Genomic DNA, 15,976 nt, shown 5'->3' on the forward strand with positions numbered 1-15,976 from the left:
GGAAAGGCACGATAATGATCAGCACATGGGTCGGTCTATTTAATGAGTCACCGATCCTGTGGCTGTCTGTTGCTTTAATACTGGGCTTGCTGGTCGGCAGCTTCCTCAATGTCGTTATTCATCGCCTCCCCATCATGCTGGAGCAAGGTTGGCGGCGCGACTGCCAGGAATTGCTGGAAATTGCTCCGTCCACGAGCCCACTAGTCTATAACCTGATCACGCCGCGCTCGACTTGTCCTCACTGCCAAGCGCCAATCAAGGCGTGGCAGAACATCCCGATCATCAGTTGGCTATGGCTGCGCGGCAAGTGTGAGCATTGCCAACATGCAATCAGCATCCAATACCCCCTGATTGAGCTGACGAGCGGCTTGCTTACCCTGTTGGCTGCGTGGCATTTCGGCGTATCTGAGACGGCGATTGCAGTTTGGGTTTTCAGTTGGATTTTGCTTGCCGCTGCCATTATCGACCTGAAAACAACCCTGCTACCGGATAACCTAACCCTACCTCTGATGTGGCTGGGCCTACTGCTGGCTCTTACAGGATTTGGCACGACAGTGACCCTGGAGAACGCAGTGATCGGCGCAATGGCCGGTTACCTCTCGCTCTGGAGCATTTACTGGTTGTTCAAGTTACTGACCGGGCGCGAAGGCATGGGCTATGGTGATTTCAAGCTACTCGCCGCTCTCGGCGCATGGCTCGGTTGGCAACAACTGCCGATGGTCCTTCTGCTATCTGCCGGCGTCGGCGCTGTTGTCGGCATCGGCATGATTCTGTTCCTCAAGCACGACAAGCGGATACCCATTCCCTTTGGCCCTTACTTGGCAAGCGCCGGATTACTTTCCTACTATTTTGGCAACACGATGTTCAAAGTTGTTTTTGGCATGCCCGGTACTTACTAGTCGACAGGCTGCTAGGCGGGAATTAATAGGTATTGCGTTTCATGGCCTTGTTTGTAGGATTAACCGGCGGCATTGCGAGCGGCAAATCAACCGTGGCCCGGTTGCTGTCTGCCCGAAATATTCCTGTAATTGATACCGACCTCATCAGCCGGGAGTTGGTTGAACCCGGTCAGCCCTGCCTCAATGAGCTATGCCAGCATTTTGGTCCGGAAATTCTTAACGAAGATGGCCATCTCAATCGCAAGACACTTCGGGAAAAGATCTTTACAGATTCGTCGGCTCGCGCTGTTCTAGAAACCATTTTGCATCCGCAAATCCGCCGAATAGCCAAAGAGCGTGCAGAGCAATCGGCCACACAAGCGCCTTACGTTCTGGTTGTCGTTCCCCTGTTGGCCGATCCCAAGGTCCAGCCCCACTATCAGTGGTTGGACTATGTCGTGGGTGTGCGGGCCACACCAGCCATTCAGAAAGCTCGTTTGCTCGAACGGCCGGGTATCGACCCGCCATTGGCCGACCAGATGATCTCGGCACAAAGCTCGGATCGTGAACGGGACGCCATCGTGAACGAATGGATCGTAAACACAGGAGACTTAACTACATTGGCTCGTCAAGTAGACCAATGTCATCACAAGCTACTCATGCTGACAGCAGAACGAACTTCTTCCGAGTAGACTCAAGCCGACCCCGACCGAACCTGCTCGAAACGCAACCAGCGTTGCATCTGCCACCAAGCCGTATCCCCTACTCGGCGACAGGTTATCCAGATCGGGAAATATCCTTCGCGGTGTTTAAGCACCAGACCAACAAGCCGAGGCCCCGTCCACAACCAAGTGACATCCCCTTCAAGCAGGCGGCCCGTTCCATCAAGCCAACGGGCGCTCTGCCCGCTCAACACCAAATGACCAGTATCAAAAAAGGCAGAAGGCTTTCGGTTGGCCAAACGGTACAACAAAAGTCCTGAAGCCAAAACCAGATCAAGTGACACAAGCAGCGGCAAATGCGCAGCGACACCGCACAGCCCTACTGCTGCGGCAGCCAGTCCATGCATTCCCCACCAGCAACACGCGAGCCATGAATCATGCCGCAACTCCGCCGACCAGGTTTGATGAAACATCCTGTGTCAACCGTATTAGGATTTACCGTGGATAAACCGTGTCTGCACTTTGATATTTCTGCAGAAAGGACTCTAAAAATCCTACAACTGCCTGCTCATTCTCAAGGAATGTCATCAGATCCTCGTCATCACGATCTTCGGACTCTAGGTCGTCCATTCCGTGCTGCAAAATCAGCATCCACATCACATCCTCTTCGTCGGTGATGCCGTAATTGGCCAGCAGCCAATCGTATTCCTGAGCTTCACCGTCGAATCCTTCTTCGCCCCAAACCACATCCATTCGTTCAAATATGGCATTGATCAACTCTATTCTAGTCACTAACAAATCCTCGTCCGAAGGGTGTGGAGGATCATTATGCAACAGACATGAGCACCACAAGACGAAACCGTTATGGTTGACTAACTTCAGATCCCAATTTGGCTAGGCGATAACGGAATTGACGTGCAGTCATACCCAGTATTCGCGCAGCTTGAGCTTGGTTACCCGAAGACTTGCTCATGGCGTCACGGATATTTTCGCTTTCATGTTCGCAGACTCTCATGTAGCTGCGTTTACCACGACTCACCCGGTTTGACGATGTCCCTGAAAACTTAACCTCCTGTGGAGAATCGTACTCGCGCGCTGAAGTCGTAGGTTCAAGGAATGGAGCGATATCCAACTTGGTAACGCCTAACTGATCCGTTTGATACATGCTCCGCTCAGTATCCAAAATGTGTTTGATCTGTTCGACATTGATCAATTGTCCACTCGCCTTGAGTACAGCTCGCTCGACGACATTCTGAAGTTGGCGGATATTGCCCGGCCAACCGTAGGACTGGAGTTCCTCATGGATACCCTGGGTAAAGCTGACACTACGGTCATAAAGCTGGGCATAGTGATTGAGGTAATGCTGAGCCAGACGGGTAATATCCTCTTGTCGCTTCCTGAGCGGAGGTAGATATACGGGAATGACGTTGATCCGATAATACAGATCCAGTCTGAAGCGCCCTTCCTGCAGAGCAACCGCCAGATTGACATGGGTAGCCGTGATCAGTCTGAAATTGACATGTTGCGGCTGATCACTACCGATCGGTTGAACCTGCTTATCCTGAAGCACCCGTAACAATTTCGCCTGAAGATCCAGCGGCATGTCCCCGATTTCGTCCAGAAATAGCGTGCCTTCGTGTGCCTGCTCAATTTTTCCCTTCTGCCGACGATAAGCACCGGTGAAACTTCCCTTTTCATGGCCGAAAAGCTCCGATTCCAGCAAAGCTTCCGGGATTGATGCGCAGTTGATGCAGATAAACGGTTTATCTCGACGCTGACTTTCCCGGTGAGCCATTCGTGCAAACATCTCTTTGCCCGTTCCGGACTCCCCAAGAAGCATGATCGGTGCTTCGCTGTTCTTGACCTGATCAATTTCTTTAACCGCAGACAACAAGGCATGGCTTGAACCGATAATGTTATTCGACTCACACATGCGGATGTAACGACCACCATCATGGTCAAGTTGAGATGGTAGGAAACTTACCTGCTGGACCCGTTGCCGCATATTTACTAACACTGGCCCAGTCATGCTGGAAATGATTCTCAGCAAATCGACATCCTCCGAATAGGACCGCCTTGGATTAGCGCGGCGCTGAACGGATAACACACCGACTACCAGTCCATCAACATTGATCGGTACGCAAATAAAACCAATCCGGCTCAAGCTACCCTCAATCGGTTCAGCGATCCGCTGAATGAAGATCGATTCATCCAACACGTCGGTTACCAGCGATACTTGACCTGTTCGCCAGGCAAAACCGGTGAGTCCCTGATCAAATGGTACGGTATATTTACCCAACGCAATCTGCTCTTCAGGAAGCCCATAACTGTAGGCGACCTCAAGCACTCGAAGGGAGTAATTCGGCAACATGATCCGGCCGTAGTGAAGACTGGACCAACGAGAGAGCAAACTCAGCAAACTCATGAGTTTATAACCAGACGATGCTGTTGATTTACTCATGAGTCTGGAAACCTCAAGCAATAGTGCAGAATTGATTTCCCGCGTACCTGTGATTTCTTTCATAGCATCCTCAACTAATTGCAATACATCCGGAAATTTTTCAGTGGTTATCTAGTTTTCTTGACTGGTGATGAAAATCAGGACGAAACTGACTGCGTTAATTAAGTGTTAATAAACAAACTCAACAATGAGTAGGTATTTAACTAATTAAACTAAACAGCGAAAATACGCCGCAACTAGAAACCTCTGAAAAATGATCCCGTGGCATGACAGCAGTGTCATTTAGCCTCTGGGATAAGACTACATGCCACACCCGTCCACTGATATACGTCATACAACGGATGCGGCATCACATCGTTTTCTGCACGCCCCTAGTTTTGTTTAATTGGGTTTATTTCAAGCGAAACATTAGATACGCGAACTACGTCAAATTACGTATAGTGGAAGCTATCTATCATTCGCATTATAGTAGACCCACCTCAAAGGCACTGTCTGCTTGGACGCTCAACCATCCAGATAGTTATGTCCAATTACATGGCATCGGGAAAAATCCAGATAATTTGATTATCGACATAAAGGCGGGCACCTCGAAAAATGTCTAGAGCATGTTCGAGTTCATGGAGCCGCGGGCTTACGCCAACTGAACGTATACGAGCACGCGACACCGCAATCGAACAGCGCAGTCTGTTATTCGGGGTGCAAAGGCAGTAGATCAACACTTTTCTGACAATGAAACATTCATGCACGCCTGTCAGCTCAACGCGAGAACTCCATGAAAAAGCTGCGCCGGATTCCGAGCCTAGATGCCGTCCCGCCTCGACAGGTCAAGAAAATCCGGCGGGACTATAAATCCTGGGTTGCCAATGAAACACTCGAAGACTACGCGCTTAGGTACACTGCACGTGAATTTCGCAAGTGGTCGATCTTCCGCGTCGCCAACACCGCGCTCGGTGCCATTTCCTTTCTGGCACTGGAGGCCATCGGCGCAGCGCTGACCGTGGCATATGGATTTATCAATACATTCTGGGCCTGCCTTGCCGCCTCGATCCTGATTTTTCTGACCAGTCTGCCGATCGCGCACTATGGCGCGAAATACAACCTCGATATGGATCTGCTCACCCGTGGAGCGGGTTTCGGTTACATCGGCTCCACCATCACGTCACTTATCTACGCGTCATTCACTTTCATATTCTTTGCTATTGAAGCCGCCATCATGGCGCAAGCGCTGAACCTGTATCTGGGCCTTCCGATGACACCCTCGTATCTGTTCAGCGCCCTGATTGTCCTGCCATTGGTCGGTTACGGCATCACATTGATCAGCCGACTGCAGCTGTGGACCCAACCCATTTGGCTAATCCTGTTGTTCCTGCCCTACATCAGCATCTTATGGAAAGATCCGACCATTTTCGACCGACTCTTATCTTTTGGCGGTAATCTCGGGATACCCGAGTTCAATCTTCTGGCATTCGGCGCTGCCACCAGCGTGGTTCTGGCCCTGATTGCACAAATCGGGGAACAGGTCGACTACCTCCGCTTCATGCCACAAAAAGATAAATCCAATAAACACGCTTGGAATTTCGGAGTACTCCTGGCTGGTCCCGGCTGGATTATTTTAGGCATGTTCAAACTTCTGGCCGGTGGTTTGCTGGCCTATCTCGCGCTCAGCAGCGGGATCAGTCTGGCTCAAGCCGTTCAACCCGCAGTTTTTTATGAGCTCGGATTCAGTTATGTCTTCAACTCACCAGCAGTCGTGTTGTTCGCGGCAACCCTCTTCGTGGTGATCTCCCAAATCAAGATCAATGTCACCAATGCGTATGCGGGTTCGCTTGCGTGGTCGAATTTCTTCGCCCGCCTGACGCATAGCCACCCGGGCCGAGTCGTCTGGCTTATATTCAACGTACTGATTGCCGTGATGCTGATGGAATTCGGAGTTTTCGAGGCGCTGGGGAATGTGCTTGGCATTTACTCGAATGTCGCGATCAGTTGGGTTGGTGCCATCGTTGCCGATCTGATCATCAACAAGCCCCTCGGCCTGAGCCCACCGGGAATCGAGTTCAAACGTGCCTACCTTTACGATATCAATCCAGTTGGTATCGGCGCATTGCTGATCGCCTCTACGCTGTCCATCATTGCGTTCAGTGGCTGGTTTGGGCCTTGGGCCGAAGCTTTTTCTGCCTTCATTGCATTAGGCAGTGCCTTTATCACGGCACCGCTGATTGCCTGGCTGACCAAGGGCCGGTATTACATCGCCCGCACAGCCGATGAGTTGGGTGATAAGAAGATACTTCGGTGCGTTGTCTGCGAGAATGACTACGAAACGGAAGACATGGCCATGTGCCCGGCCTATCGGGGAACCATCTGTTCGCTTTGCTGCACTCTGGACGCGCGTTGCCACGATATGTGTCGACCCAAGGCCGGCTTACTGGAACAGTTCACCGCCATGCTGAGTCGCCTTCTGCCCAAGACCCTCGCAAGGCATATCAACACACGCATTGGCTATTACCTGCTGCTGATTCTGATTTCAGGACTGGCTTTGGGTACAACACTGCTCTTTTTCTACTTGCAGCAACTCAGCAGCATGCCCCCGGACGACCTGGCGATTTTCAGGATGCTGCTGATCAAGCTTTTTGTCGCCCTTTTCGCACTGACCGCTATTGGTGGCTGGTGGCTGGCGCTCACCCTGGAAAGCCGATACGTCGCTCAGGACGAGTCCAACCGACAGACCCATCTACTGATGAACGAAATCGAGGCGCACCTGAAAACCGATGTGCAACTGCAGAAGGCCATCAAGGCCGCCGAGAGCGCCAACCAGGCCAAAAGCCGCTATATGGCAGGGATCAGCCACGAACTTCGCACCCCGCTGAACTGTATTCTGGGTTACGCCCAGATCGTTGAACACGATCCCGCCGTACCGCGACAACGCCGCGAGGAGATGAAGGTTATCCGCCGCAGTGGAGAGCACCTGATTTCGCTGATCAATGGCCTGCTGGATATGGCAAAAATCGAAGCAGGAAAACTAACCATTGAACCCGAAGAGGTACATTTCCCACAGTTTGTCGCCCAATTGGCGGACATGTTTCGGCTACAGGCTCAGGAGAAGCGCATCCAGTTCAACTTCGAAGTGGTAGACGAACTTCCACCCGTGGTGCGCGTCGACAAGAAACGACTGGGGCAAATCCTCATCAATATTCTGGGCAACGCAATCAAGTTCACCGAACGAGGACACGTGACCTTCCGGATTTCTTACCGCAGCGAATTGGCGCGTTTTGAAATCGAGGACACGGGAATCGGCATTACAGAAAGTGATCGCAAGCGAATTTTCCTCCCCTTCGAACGCGGCAGTAATGCAACTGGCAATGCCGCCAGCGCAGGCTTGGGCCTGACAATCGCCAGTATGTTGGCCACGCTGATGGGCGGTGAGTTGACTGTACATGAGCGCGAGGGTGGGGGCAGCCGATTTCAGTTGCGTCTATTGTTGACCGCCGTTCGCAACCCGCGTCCCCAACCCATGGACACGCCGTCCAATATATTGGGTTACCGCGGGCCGAAAAGGCGCATACTCATCGTTGATGACCAACAAAGCGATCGGGAATTTCTGCACAGCGTGCTTTCGGCTCTTGGATTTTTTGTAATTCAAGCAGAATCGGGCATTACCGGCCTGCGTCAGGCCGCGGCACATCCACCGGACTTGATCATCTTGGATATCAACATGACGGATATCGATGGCTGGGAAACTGCACGACTGCTACGCGCCAACGGCATTTCCATGGCACCGATCCTGATCGTCTCCGCCGACGTCCTCGACCGGGGCAAACCAAACATGGAAGACATCGGCATTGATGACTTCATTGCCAAACCAGTCGAGATCCCTTTATTGCTACAGCGTATCCACGACAAACTGCACCTCAACTGGATCACGAGTGGCCAGGAACAATTAACCGCTCAGGCCACGGCAACCCAGCAACAATTGGCGGAACCTGCCCCGAAAATTGCGCCCACGGCCCCCGCACCGACTTCGACGGACCCAGCAGATACGGCACCCGACGCAAACGTTGAGGGAGAGACGCTGGGCGGCAGTAATCAACCAAACGTGGACGCCCTGCCCGATGCAGCCGCACTCAACGCTCTGCGCGAGCTGGGCACAATGGGGTACGTTCAGGGCATTCTTGAACAGCTCGACGAGTTGGAACAATTGCGCCCTGATCTGGCGGAGATGGTCCGCCCACTGCGAACCTCCATTCAACAATTCCACCTCGGTGAGTACATGCGACTACTCAATCAAATAGAAGCCAAGCATGAACCTACATAAGGATGAGCGCGGCACCATTCTGTTGGTAGACGATGCGCCGGACAATCTGCGCGTGCTTCACGATGCGCTGCAGCAGCAAGGCTATCGGGTGCTGGTTTCCACCGATGGACAAAGCGCACTGGATAGCGTGCAGCTCATGCCACCCGATGTCATCATTCTTGATGCACGCATGCCCGGCATCGACGGTTTTGAAACCTGCAAACGGCTAAAAAATGATCTGACCACTCGTGATATCCCGGTCATTTTTATGACAGGCCTTAGTGACACCGAGTACATCGTTCAGGGTTTTCAGGCTGGTGGTGTCGATTACGTAACCAAACCGGTCGTGATAGAAGAGCTATTGGTGCGCATCACCACCCATATGCAGCGGGCGCAGCTGGTCACGCACACCCGCTCTGCAATCGATTCAGCCGGTCGAGCTATTCTGGCCTTCGACTCGGGCTATGCGATTACCTGGGCCACCCCTTTGGCTCAGCGGTTGGTTCAATCCGTGGTCGACGCGCGAGATCAGTTGCCACCCCCCGTTCGCCAATGGCTTAAAGACAAGGATGCCGATCCTTCTTTCCCGCTCTGGCATCAGGGTGAGCGCCTGTTGTTTACTCGGATCGAACCCGGTCTGTTGTCCATCCAACGCCATGCGGCACAGGCTGAACCGGAAGCACTAGCCAGGATATTCCAGCTGACGGCGCGCGAGGCGGAAAGCCTCTACTGGGTCGCCCTTGGAAAGACCAATAAGGAAATCGGTGAGATCCTGCAGATCAGCCCACGCACGGTCAACAAACACTTGGAGCACGTGTTCGAAAAGCTGGGAGTCGAAACCCGGACGGCTGCAGCGGCTCTGGTGTTAAGCCGACCCTCTGGCTGAATTCGAACCTAGAATTTCTTGCTCACCAAACGCAGGAACAAGCGGGATAGCCGCTCGGGCAGGTGGCGCAGGTTATCCAGAACCAGAAAGTGCCCCTCGCCGAAAATGCGCTCGACATACCGATCCGCACCCGGGTCGAGACTGACACAGAAAACAGGCACGCCCCGCTGGCGCGCCTCGATCACGGCCTGGCGCGTATCGAGCAGCAGATGCTCGGAGTCGAAGACATCGATATCCGATGGCTCCCCGTCGGTCATAATCAGTATTATCCGATTATGCGCACCCCGCGTGAGCAACACCTCGGTCGCATGCCGGATCGCCGCCCCCATCCGCGTGGAATACCGCCCGTCAAACGCAGCAAGGCGCGCCTTGGCCGCCGCATCGAAGGGCTCATCAAAGCGCTTGGCACTCTGATAATCCACCAGATGACGTCCTTGGGAGTGAAACCCGGCCAAAGACAGCTCCGAACCAAGATCCGTTGCGGTCTCGGCCAACAGAAGAACGGCTTCCCGGGCCAAATCCAGAATGGGGCGACCGCTGACGGGATCGGGATTGTTCACCGATTCGGAGAGATCGAGCAGTAGCGACAGCGCCAAAACCTGGTCGTCCTGCGGTTGGGTACGAATAAACACGCGCGCATCCGGCTCCCGACCGTTCCGAATATCCGCCATCGCTCTCAACGCCGCGTCAAGATCCAGCTCATCACCCGTTTCCTGTTTGCGGAGCAACACCCGGTGCCGACTACGCAAGGCACCGACGACTCGGCGCAAATGAGCCAATAATGGGCGATTAGCAGCGAGAACTGCCGGAGCCCAATCCTTATCACCCTCTTGCGCCTTTCGTTCATGCACGGCGCACCAGTTCTCCCGCTCGACACCGAAACGGGCGAACCACTCCGGGTAACGTGACGGATGCGTTTCCTCGTCTTCGCTGGTCTGGAAAAACGTCAACTGTGCGTCTTCCGTCACCTCCTCGATTCGATAGCCGGCCTCGGCACCACTCGACACCTGAGGAACGTCGGTGAAGGCCAATTGCCGTCCTTCGGTGGCTTCCTCGAACTGTAAGCCGGATTGCACGCCCTCGGTCGCCTGATCGGCGGCCTTCGTCTCTTCGGGCAACGGGTGCTCCTCATACCAGAGATGCTGATTGTCATCCCGGTAGATTGACATCGGCGGCACGCTGCCCTCGTCCATCGACAGCCGCATCTGGCCGATATCGTGAGCCAATCGCAATCCGATTTCACGGGCCGTCCTTGCGTCATCGATTTCGGAAATTCGTTCCTGAAACAGAGAGATGGCCTTACGAACCATGAAGTCGTCGTCCGTGGACTGTTCCAGTTCCAGCAAACCACGGGAAAGACGCCACATCAGTGTCGAAAAGGGCGTGGGGTCCGGCGATACAGGAGGATGCAGATCCAACCAGAGCCGACGCAATCCCGGGAAGTGCGAAAAGGCGAGGTACTCGACCCGAGCATCCTCGACCAGTTCAACCAGATGTCGCTGACGCGCATTCAGTGACTCGGGGTTCAACGGTTGGCTGTACATGTGATGGGCGGCCGCATGGACCGCTGCTGCAATATAGACTCGCCGCGCGGTCACCTCCCCTTGCTGGGACAGTGAAGACGGCAGTCGAATATGCGTCTGATCAATGCGGGGGCGAACGGCTGCCGATTCCGACGCGGCCGGAATGCCAGCCAGATCGAAAGGCTGCCCCCAGAGTGCGATCAGATACAAATTTAATAGATGCCGCACGTCCTCGAAGGACTGAGACGACACAACAGGTTCCGCTTCCAATTGTGGAGGTATGAGATTAGCCATATGGGTCTTCATGGAAACGGACATAGGAATTTGTGGGCACCACAGTGATGCGGCAACCAAACATAGAGCCGCAAGGTCTTGATGACGATCGGACAATCCATCCGGGGCTGCACGCGACTCCGGACGGAGATACTGCCCGGATTAACGGGCCAACAGTTCCTTCAGGGCATCGTCGATGAACTTCACGTCCACCTTGTTCATGCCCGGGCCGCCAGCAAAGTGCCCCCAAATGGACGGGATCGGACGGAACTCGGCATTCGGCATTTTGCTGGCTTCGTATTCGTTATCTTCCGGCGGGAAATACAAATCAGTTTGCCCCGGCATAATGATGGCCTTCGCCTTGATCGCACCCAGCGCCTTTTCAAAGTCGCCACCGTACATCGGGTTGTTACTGATGTCGCCCTGTTGCCAAGTCCACAGCATGGCCAACAGGTTATTGGCATCACGGGCCAAGAAGAATCCCTCCCAGAATGCGACCAAAAAGTCTTCCAGCGAAGAGTAACCATGTTGGAGGTACAGCTTCTCACGGTAGAACGCCTGGGAGAAACCCCAGCCGGCATACACACGTGCCATGGCACGCAAGCCCTTGGTCGGCGGCTTCTCGTACCAACCGTTGTTCCAGGCGGCATCGGCGGTCAGGGCTGCCTTGACGCTTTCGAGGAATACGAAGTTGTGTACGGAGGTCTTCGCCGAACCGCAGAAAGGCAGGATACGCTCGACCATATCCGGGTAGGACGCGCCCCACTGGAATGTCTGCTGCGCGCCCATGGACCAGCCAGTCACAAGCGCGATTTTCTCGATGCCAAAGACCTCGGTCACCAAACGATGCTGAAAGTTGACGTTGTCAAACGAGGTAACGCCAGGGAAACGTGACTGGTTATAGGGCTCCGGGGTATTGCTCGGCGACGAGGACAGGCCGTTGCCGAACATGTTTGGAATAATGATGAAGTACTTATCCGGATCCAAAGCCATGCCCGTGCCGACCAGCCACTCGTTATCGTAGTGCTGACCGGAATACCAGGTCGGATACACGATGACATTGTCTTTCGCCGCGTTCAGCGTACCGAAGGTCTTGTACGCCAGTTTGGCGTCGCGGATGGTGGCACCCGACTGGAGAACGACGTCACCCATTGCAAAAATCTTGTAATCACTCATTTCATATTCCTCAAGGTTTAATAAATATCGCTCGATGCGAACGATTGAATGACCGTATCCGTGCAGCGCATTGCCGCCGCGCGATCACCGAGCAGCACCTTCAGGACGTCCGCATGGTATGTACGTCCTGAAGGCCGAGGCGCAGAGCGCATAGGTACTGGTGGATAAACACTCATGCCGCGCCATACTTTCGTGCGGGTTTGGGAAAGCCGCAGGACGTGCCGTCCGTAATGGCAACCTCGTCTTCCCAAGGCAATCGGTATTTACCAGCTACCAGGTCCTGCATGAAGGTGTATGGACAATCCCGCGCCCCGCCGGCCACGGCGACATAACCGCGATGCCCGAGCTGGTAGATGTTGTTCTCTACCCCCCACAGTCGCCGTGCTTCACGCGCCAGGGCCGGACGGACCTCCGCCGTGATGATCTCGTCCGGCACACCGCTGCCTTCGACCAGAGTTGTGCCGTCGAAATTGACCACCATCCCCTCGCCCATTGAGTTGAATGTCCCATCCGTGCCCGCCATGCACACGCTCGCGGTGTACATGAGGTTGCAGAAGGCGTTCGCCTGATTGGTGATCTTCCAGGAATGACGGATCGGTGCGGTGTAGCCAGCCGTGCGCAACATGATATCGGCACCGCGATAGGCGCATTCCCGCGCCATTTCGGGGAACATCCCGTCGTGACAGATAATCAAAGCCAGGGTGCTGCCGTTCGGCCCCTCGCACACGGGAATGCCCATGTCACCCGGCTCCCAGGGTTCAACCGGCACCCACGGATGAAGCTTGCGATACTTCAGGCGGATCACGCCTTCGGCGTCGATGATCAGCCCCGTGTTGTAGGGGTAGCCATCTGGGTTGTATTCCATGATGGAGAAACAACCCCATACCGCGTGCTCCACACAAGCAACGCGCAGCGCAGCAACCTCGGGCCCATCCATGCGCACCATGATTTCGGGGTTGGTATCCATCGACAGTCCATGGAGCACATACTCCGGGAACACCACAAGATCAAGGGTGGGCATCCCGTTCTTTGCCTTGGCCACCATGGCACAGACTTTCTCCGTCTGGCGAGTCAGATCCGCTGGCGTTTTCACGACAGGAAGTTGCAATTGCACCAGCCCCAGAACAACGCCATCCGGAGATTTGTTCAAACCACCAAGACCACTCATGAGACCTCCCCGATCACGCCAAAGCCATCGAGGCTTCGGCCAATCTCATCAATCTGATCAAACATCCGGAACATCCGTCGATTCGAGATTTCAGCTGACGATTTCTGTACACCAGCCACGTCAGGCCACCACGCTTTTCTTGGCGACAGAACTCATCAGAATCCAGTAAACCAAACCTCCAACGAGCGCGGAGGAAATGGCGGTAGAAAGTCCAGGGAATACCTTCTCGACAATAAAGGCGACCACAGACCCTGCCGCCCATGCGATGAAGGCTAGCGGACGCCAATCAGCATCGACCTGCGAGTTGGGACGCTTTAAGTACTGGTCGATGATGATGATGGCACCGATTGGCGGCACGATGATGCCCAGCAGGCTCAGCCACTGGATGAAGAAGGCCCAGACGTTGGTCGCCGCGATCAGGATGCCGATGGCACCCAGCACAACCGCCATCAGTCGCATTTCGCTGCCCAGAATTCGTGACCAGCCGGTAGATGCGTTGTACAGGCAGTGCGAACACACGGAACCGAGGTTAGCCAGCAGGAAGATGAAGGCGATCACCATCAGGACGCCGGAACCGCTGGCCATCATGTAGCCGAACATGTTGTCCTGGCCGAATGGGTTGGCATTCGGTACGGCGAGCGCTGCAGTCATGATTCCGCCCACCAGCATCGCGATCATGTTTGCGAACGGGAAGGCGCTGAAGGTCGCCACGAGGGAGTTCTTCTTGTCCTTGGCCCAGCGGTTGAAGTCTGGCGTTACGGTACCTGCATCAACGAACAGGGCAATCACCATGGTCAAACCGACGCCGAACGGCAGCAGATTTGTCGGATCGTTCCCGTGGTAGGACATGATTGCATCGAAGGTTGTCTTGCTGGACGCATCGATCACCACCCACAACCCGAGCACGACAAACAATGGCGCGGAAATAATACCGATCCAATGAAGACCGCGAACACCAACAAAGGTGATGCCGATGAACAGCAGCCCCGCGATGATGGTCATGACGACGTAGTTGATGTGATAGGCACTGCTGATCAGGGAACCGGCAATACCTGTTTGCACGGCAAACCAACCCAGCAGCAGGGTCGAAAGCAGTCCTGACGCCAAAGCGTAACCCTTTCGACCGAACACGATGCTGGCGAGCAGCGCGAAATTGAATCCTTTCTTGGTACCCAGCAGGCCCAGCAGACCAACATATCCGAACATGATCAGATTACCGATCAGCATGGCCCACAAGGCACTGGTGAAGCCCATGCCGAGCACAAGGAGCGAACCGGTCATCGCCCCGGTAATGATCATCGGAAAACCCATCCAGACCATGCTCACTGAGAACATGCTGCGACGGGCAGACATGGGTACGGCGGTATGCTCGTATTCCTTGCCGAGGGTATGCTCAAGTTCTTCTTCGATGTGCTTGATCTCTTCGACCAGATACTCACCCTTGCTATGTTCGCCGCTTTTTTTCAGGCTGGCATCGTGTTCTTGGCTCATTGGATTATTCCTTGACTTAATTCTTGTTCGATTCAGGATGCTTGGTAACAGCAACTTCGCACCCGCCATTGTTCAAGTGTCGGAGTGGATTGCCCTATTTGTGGCCGCCCATATCCTGCTCGTTCGGAATGCCCTGGATCGGGCATTCGGCCGTGCCGGGCGTCGAGCGCGTGATCTTCTCGACGTTTTCACGCGCCTTGGCTGGATCGGTAATCCAGGTCTTGTAGAACTCATAGGGGCATTCGCCCGCGCCGTTCATGTCGTCGCCAGAATTGATCATGCCGGTGTAGCCACGGTGCAGCAGCTTGTAGAGGTGGTTCTGGCTCTGCCAGTTTTTGCGGGCGTCGCGAATCTGGGAAACGGACAATTCGGCGTACTGGATGCCGTATTCCTCCTCGCCGCACTCACCGAGTGTGCGACCGTCGAAGCCGACGATGGCCGAGTGGCCGAAGTAGGAATACACACCATCGAAGCCTGCCGCATTGGCGACGGCAACATAGGTGTTGTTCATCCAGGCCATGGCTTTTGCGACCATGACCTGCTGGTCCTTGGCCGGGTACATGTAGCCCTGGCAACGGACGATCAGCTCGGCGCCTTTCATGGCACAATCACGCCAGATTTCAGGATAGTTGCCGTCGTCGCAGATGATCAGGCTGACCATCATGCCCTTGGGGCCTTCGCTCACGTAGGTCTTGCCGCCGGGATACCAGCCTTCGATCGGGCACCAGGGCATGATCTTGCGGTACTTCTGCACAATTTCACCCTGATCGTTGATCAGGATCAGCGTGTTGTACGGCGCCTTGTTCGGGTGCTCTTCATGACGCTCGCCCGTCAGGGAGAACACGCCCCAGGTCTTCGCCTTACGGCAGGCGGCAGAAAAGATTTCGGTCTCTTCGCCCGGAACGGTTGAGGCTGTTTCGTACATTTCTTTCGGGTCGTACATGATCCCGTGGGTGCTGTACTCGGGGAAAATCACAAGGTCCATGCCCGGCAGGCCCTGCTTCATGCCCACGACCATGTCCGCGATCTTGCGGGCATTGTCCAGAACCTCGGCCTTGGTATGCAGGCGTGGCATCTTGTAGTTGACGACAGCGACGCCGACGGTATCTGCACTGGATGAAATATCACCATGACGCATAAGTTGTATCCTCTGTAAAATTGAAAACAAAA

Annotated in this window: 12 protein-coding genes; 4 read left to right on the forward strand and 8 right to left on the reverse strand. The window is 54.5% G+C overall.

Going from position 1 to position 15,976, the window contains the following annotated elements:
* The first annotated feature begins 14 nt into the window (after nt 1-14).
* Both HNEAP_RS07920 and coaE read left to right on the forward strand, forming a co-directional pair.
* Nucleotides 15-899: a prepilin peptidase gene (locus HNEAP_RS07920; protein WP_012824445.1), complete on the forward strand. Its 885-nt coding sequence runs from the start codon at nt 15-17 to the stop codon at nt 897-899.
* Between the two features lie 41 nt (nt 900-940).
* Nucleotides 941-1,570, forward strand: a complete 630-nt coding sequence (gene coaE / locus HNEAP_RS07925) for a dephospho-CoA kinase (RefSeq protein WP_012824446.1) — start codon at nt 941-943, stop codon at nt 1,568-1,570.
* Nucleotides 1,571-1,572: 2 nt separating this feature from the next.
* On the opposite strand, the gene HNEAP_RS07930 is transcribed toward coaE, so the two are convergent.
* The 3 genes from HNEAP_RS07930 to HNEAP_RS07940 form a co-directional block, all read right to left on the reverse strand.
* Nucleotides 1,573-2,013, reverse strand: coding sequence for a hypothetical protein (locus HNEAP_RS07930; protein ID WP_133484601.1), 441 nt, complete (start codon nt 2,011-2,013; stop codon nt 1,573-1,575).
* Nucleotides 2,014-2,035: 22 nt separating this feature from the next.
* Complete coding sequence (locus tag HNEAP_RS07935; RefSeq protein ID WP_012824448.1) at nt 2,036-2,332, reverse strand: hypothetical protein; 297 nt, start codon at nt 2,330-2,332, stop codon at nt 2,036-2,038.
* A 70-nt stretch (nt 2,333-2,402) separates the two neighbouring features.
* Entirely contained in the window at nt 2,403-4,064 is a 1,662-nt protein-coding gene (locus HNEAP_RS07940) for a sigma-54 interaction domain-containing protein (RefSeq protein WP_012824449.1), read from the reverse strand.
* Between the two features lie 709 nt (nt 4,065-4,773).
* Between HNEAP_RS07940 and HNEAP_RS07945 the strand changes: the two genes are divergently transcribed.
* Nucleotides 4,774-8,310 (forward strand): ATP-binding protein, encoded by a 3,537-nt coding sequence (locus HNEAP_RS07945; protein WP_012824450.1) that lies wholly within the window; start codon nt 4,774-4,776, stop codon nt 8,308-8,310.
* Entirely contained in the window at nt 8,297-9,175 is an 879-nt protein-coding gene (locus HNEAP_RS07950; protein WP_012824451.1) for a response regulator transcription factor, read from the forward strand. The genes HNEAP_RS07945 and HNEAP_RS07950 overlap by 14 nt, the downstream gene beginning before the upstream one ends.
* Nucleotides 9,176-9,183: 8 nt before the next feature.
* Here HNEAP_RS07950 and HNEAP_RS07955 read toward each other — a convergent pair whose 3' ends face one another.
* From HNEAP_RS07955 to HNEAP_RS07975, 5 genes are all read right to left on the reverse strand, one after another.
* Nucleotides 9,184-10,950 (reverse strand): nitric oxide reductase activation protein NorD, encoded by a 1,767-nt coding sequence (locus tag HNEAP_RS07955; protein ID WP_166635993.1) that lies wholly within the window; start codon nt 10,948-10,950, stop codon nt 9,184-9,186.
* 183 nt (nt 10,951-11,133) lie between these two features.
* Nucleotides 11,134-12,147, reverse strand: a complete 1,014-nt coding sequence (locus tag HNEAP_RS07960) for an alpha/beta fold hydrolase (protein ID WP_012824453.1) — start codon at nt 12,145-12,147, stop codon at nt 11,134-11,136.
* A gap of 172 nt (nt 12,148-12,319) precedes the next feature.
* Nucleotides 12,320-13,315, reverse strand: a complete 996-nt coding sequence (locus HNEAP_RS07965; protein ID WP_012824454.1) for a formamidase — start codon at nt 13,313-13,315, stop codon at nt 12,320-12,322.
* A 120-nt stretch (nt 13,316-13,435) separates the two neighbouring features.
* The gene (locus HNEAP_RS07970) at nt 13,436-14,806 is read right to left on the reverse strand and encodes a purine-cytosine permease family protein (protein ID WP_012824455.1); all 1,371 of its coding nucleotides are present in this window, start codon (nt 14,804-14,806) and stop codon (nt 13,436-13,438) included.
* A gap of 94 nt (nt 14,807-14,900) precedes the next feature.
* Nucleotides 14,901-15,944 (reverse strand): aliphatic amidase, encoded by a 1,044-nt coding sequence (locus tag HNEAP_RS07975; RefSeq protein WP_012824456.1) that lies wholly within the window; start codon nt 15,942-15,944, stop codon nt 14,901-14,903.
* Nucleotides 15,945-15,976 lie beyond the last annotated feature (32 nt).

This window comes from Halothiobacillus neapolitanus c2, from assembly GCF_000024765.1.
Lineage (GTDB): Bacteria > Pseudomonadota > Gammaproteobacteria > Halothiobacillales > Halothiobacillaceae > Halothiobacillus > Halothiobacillus neapolitanus.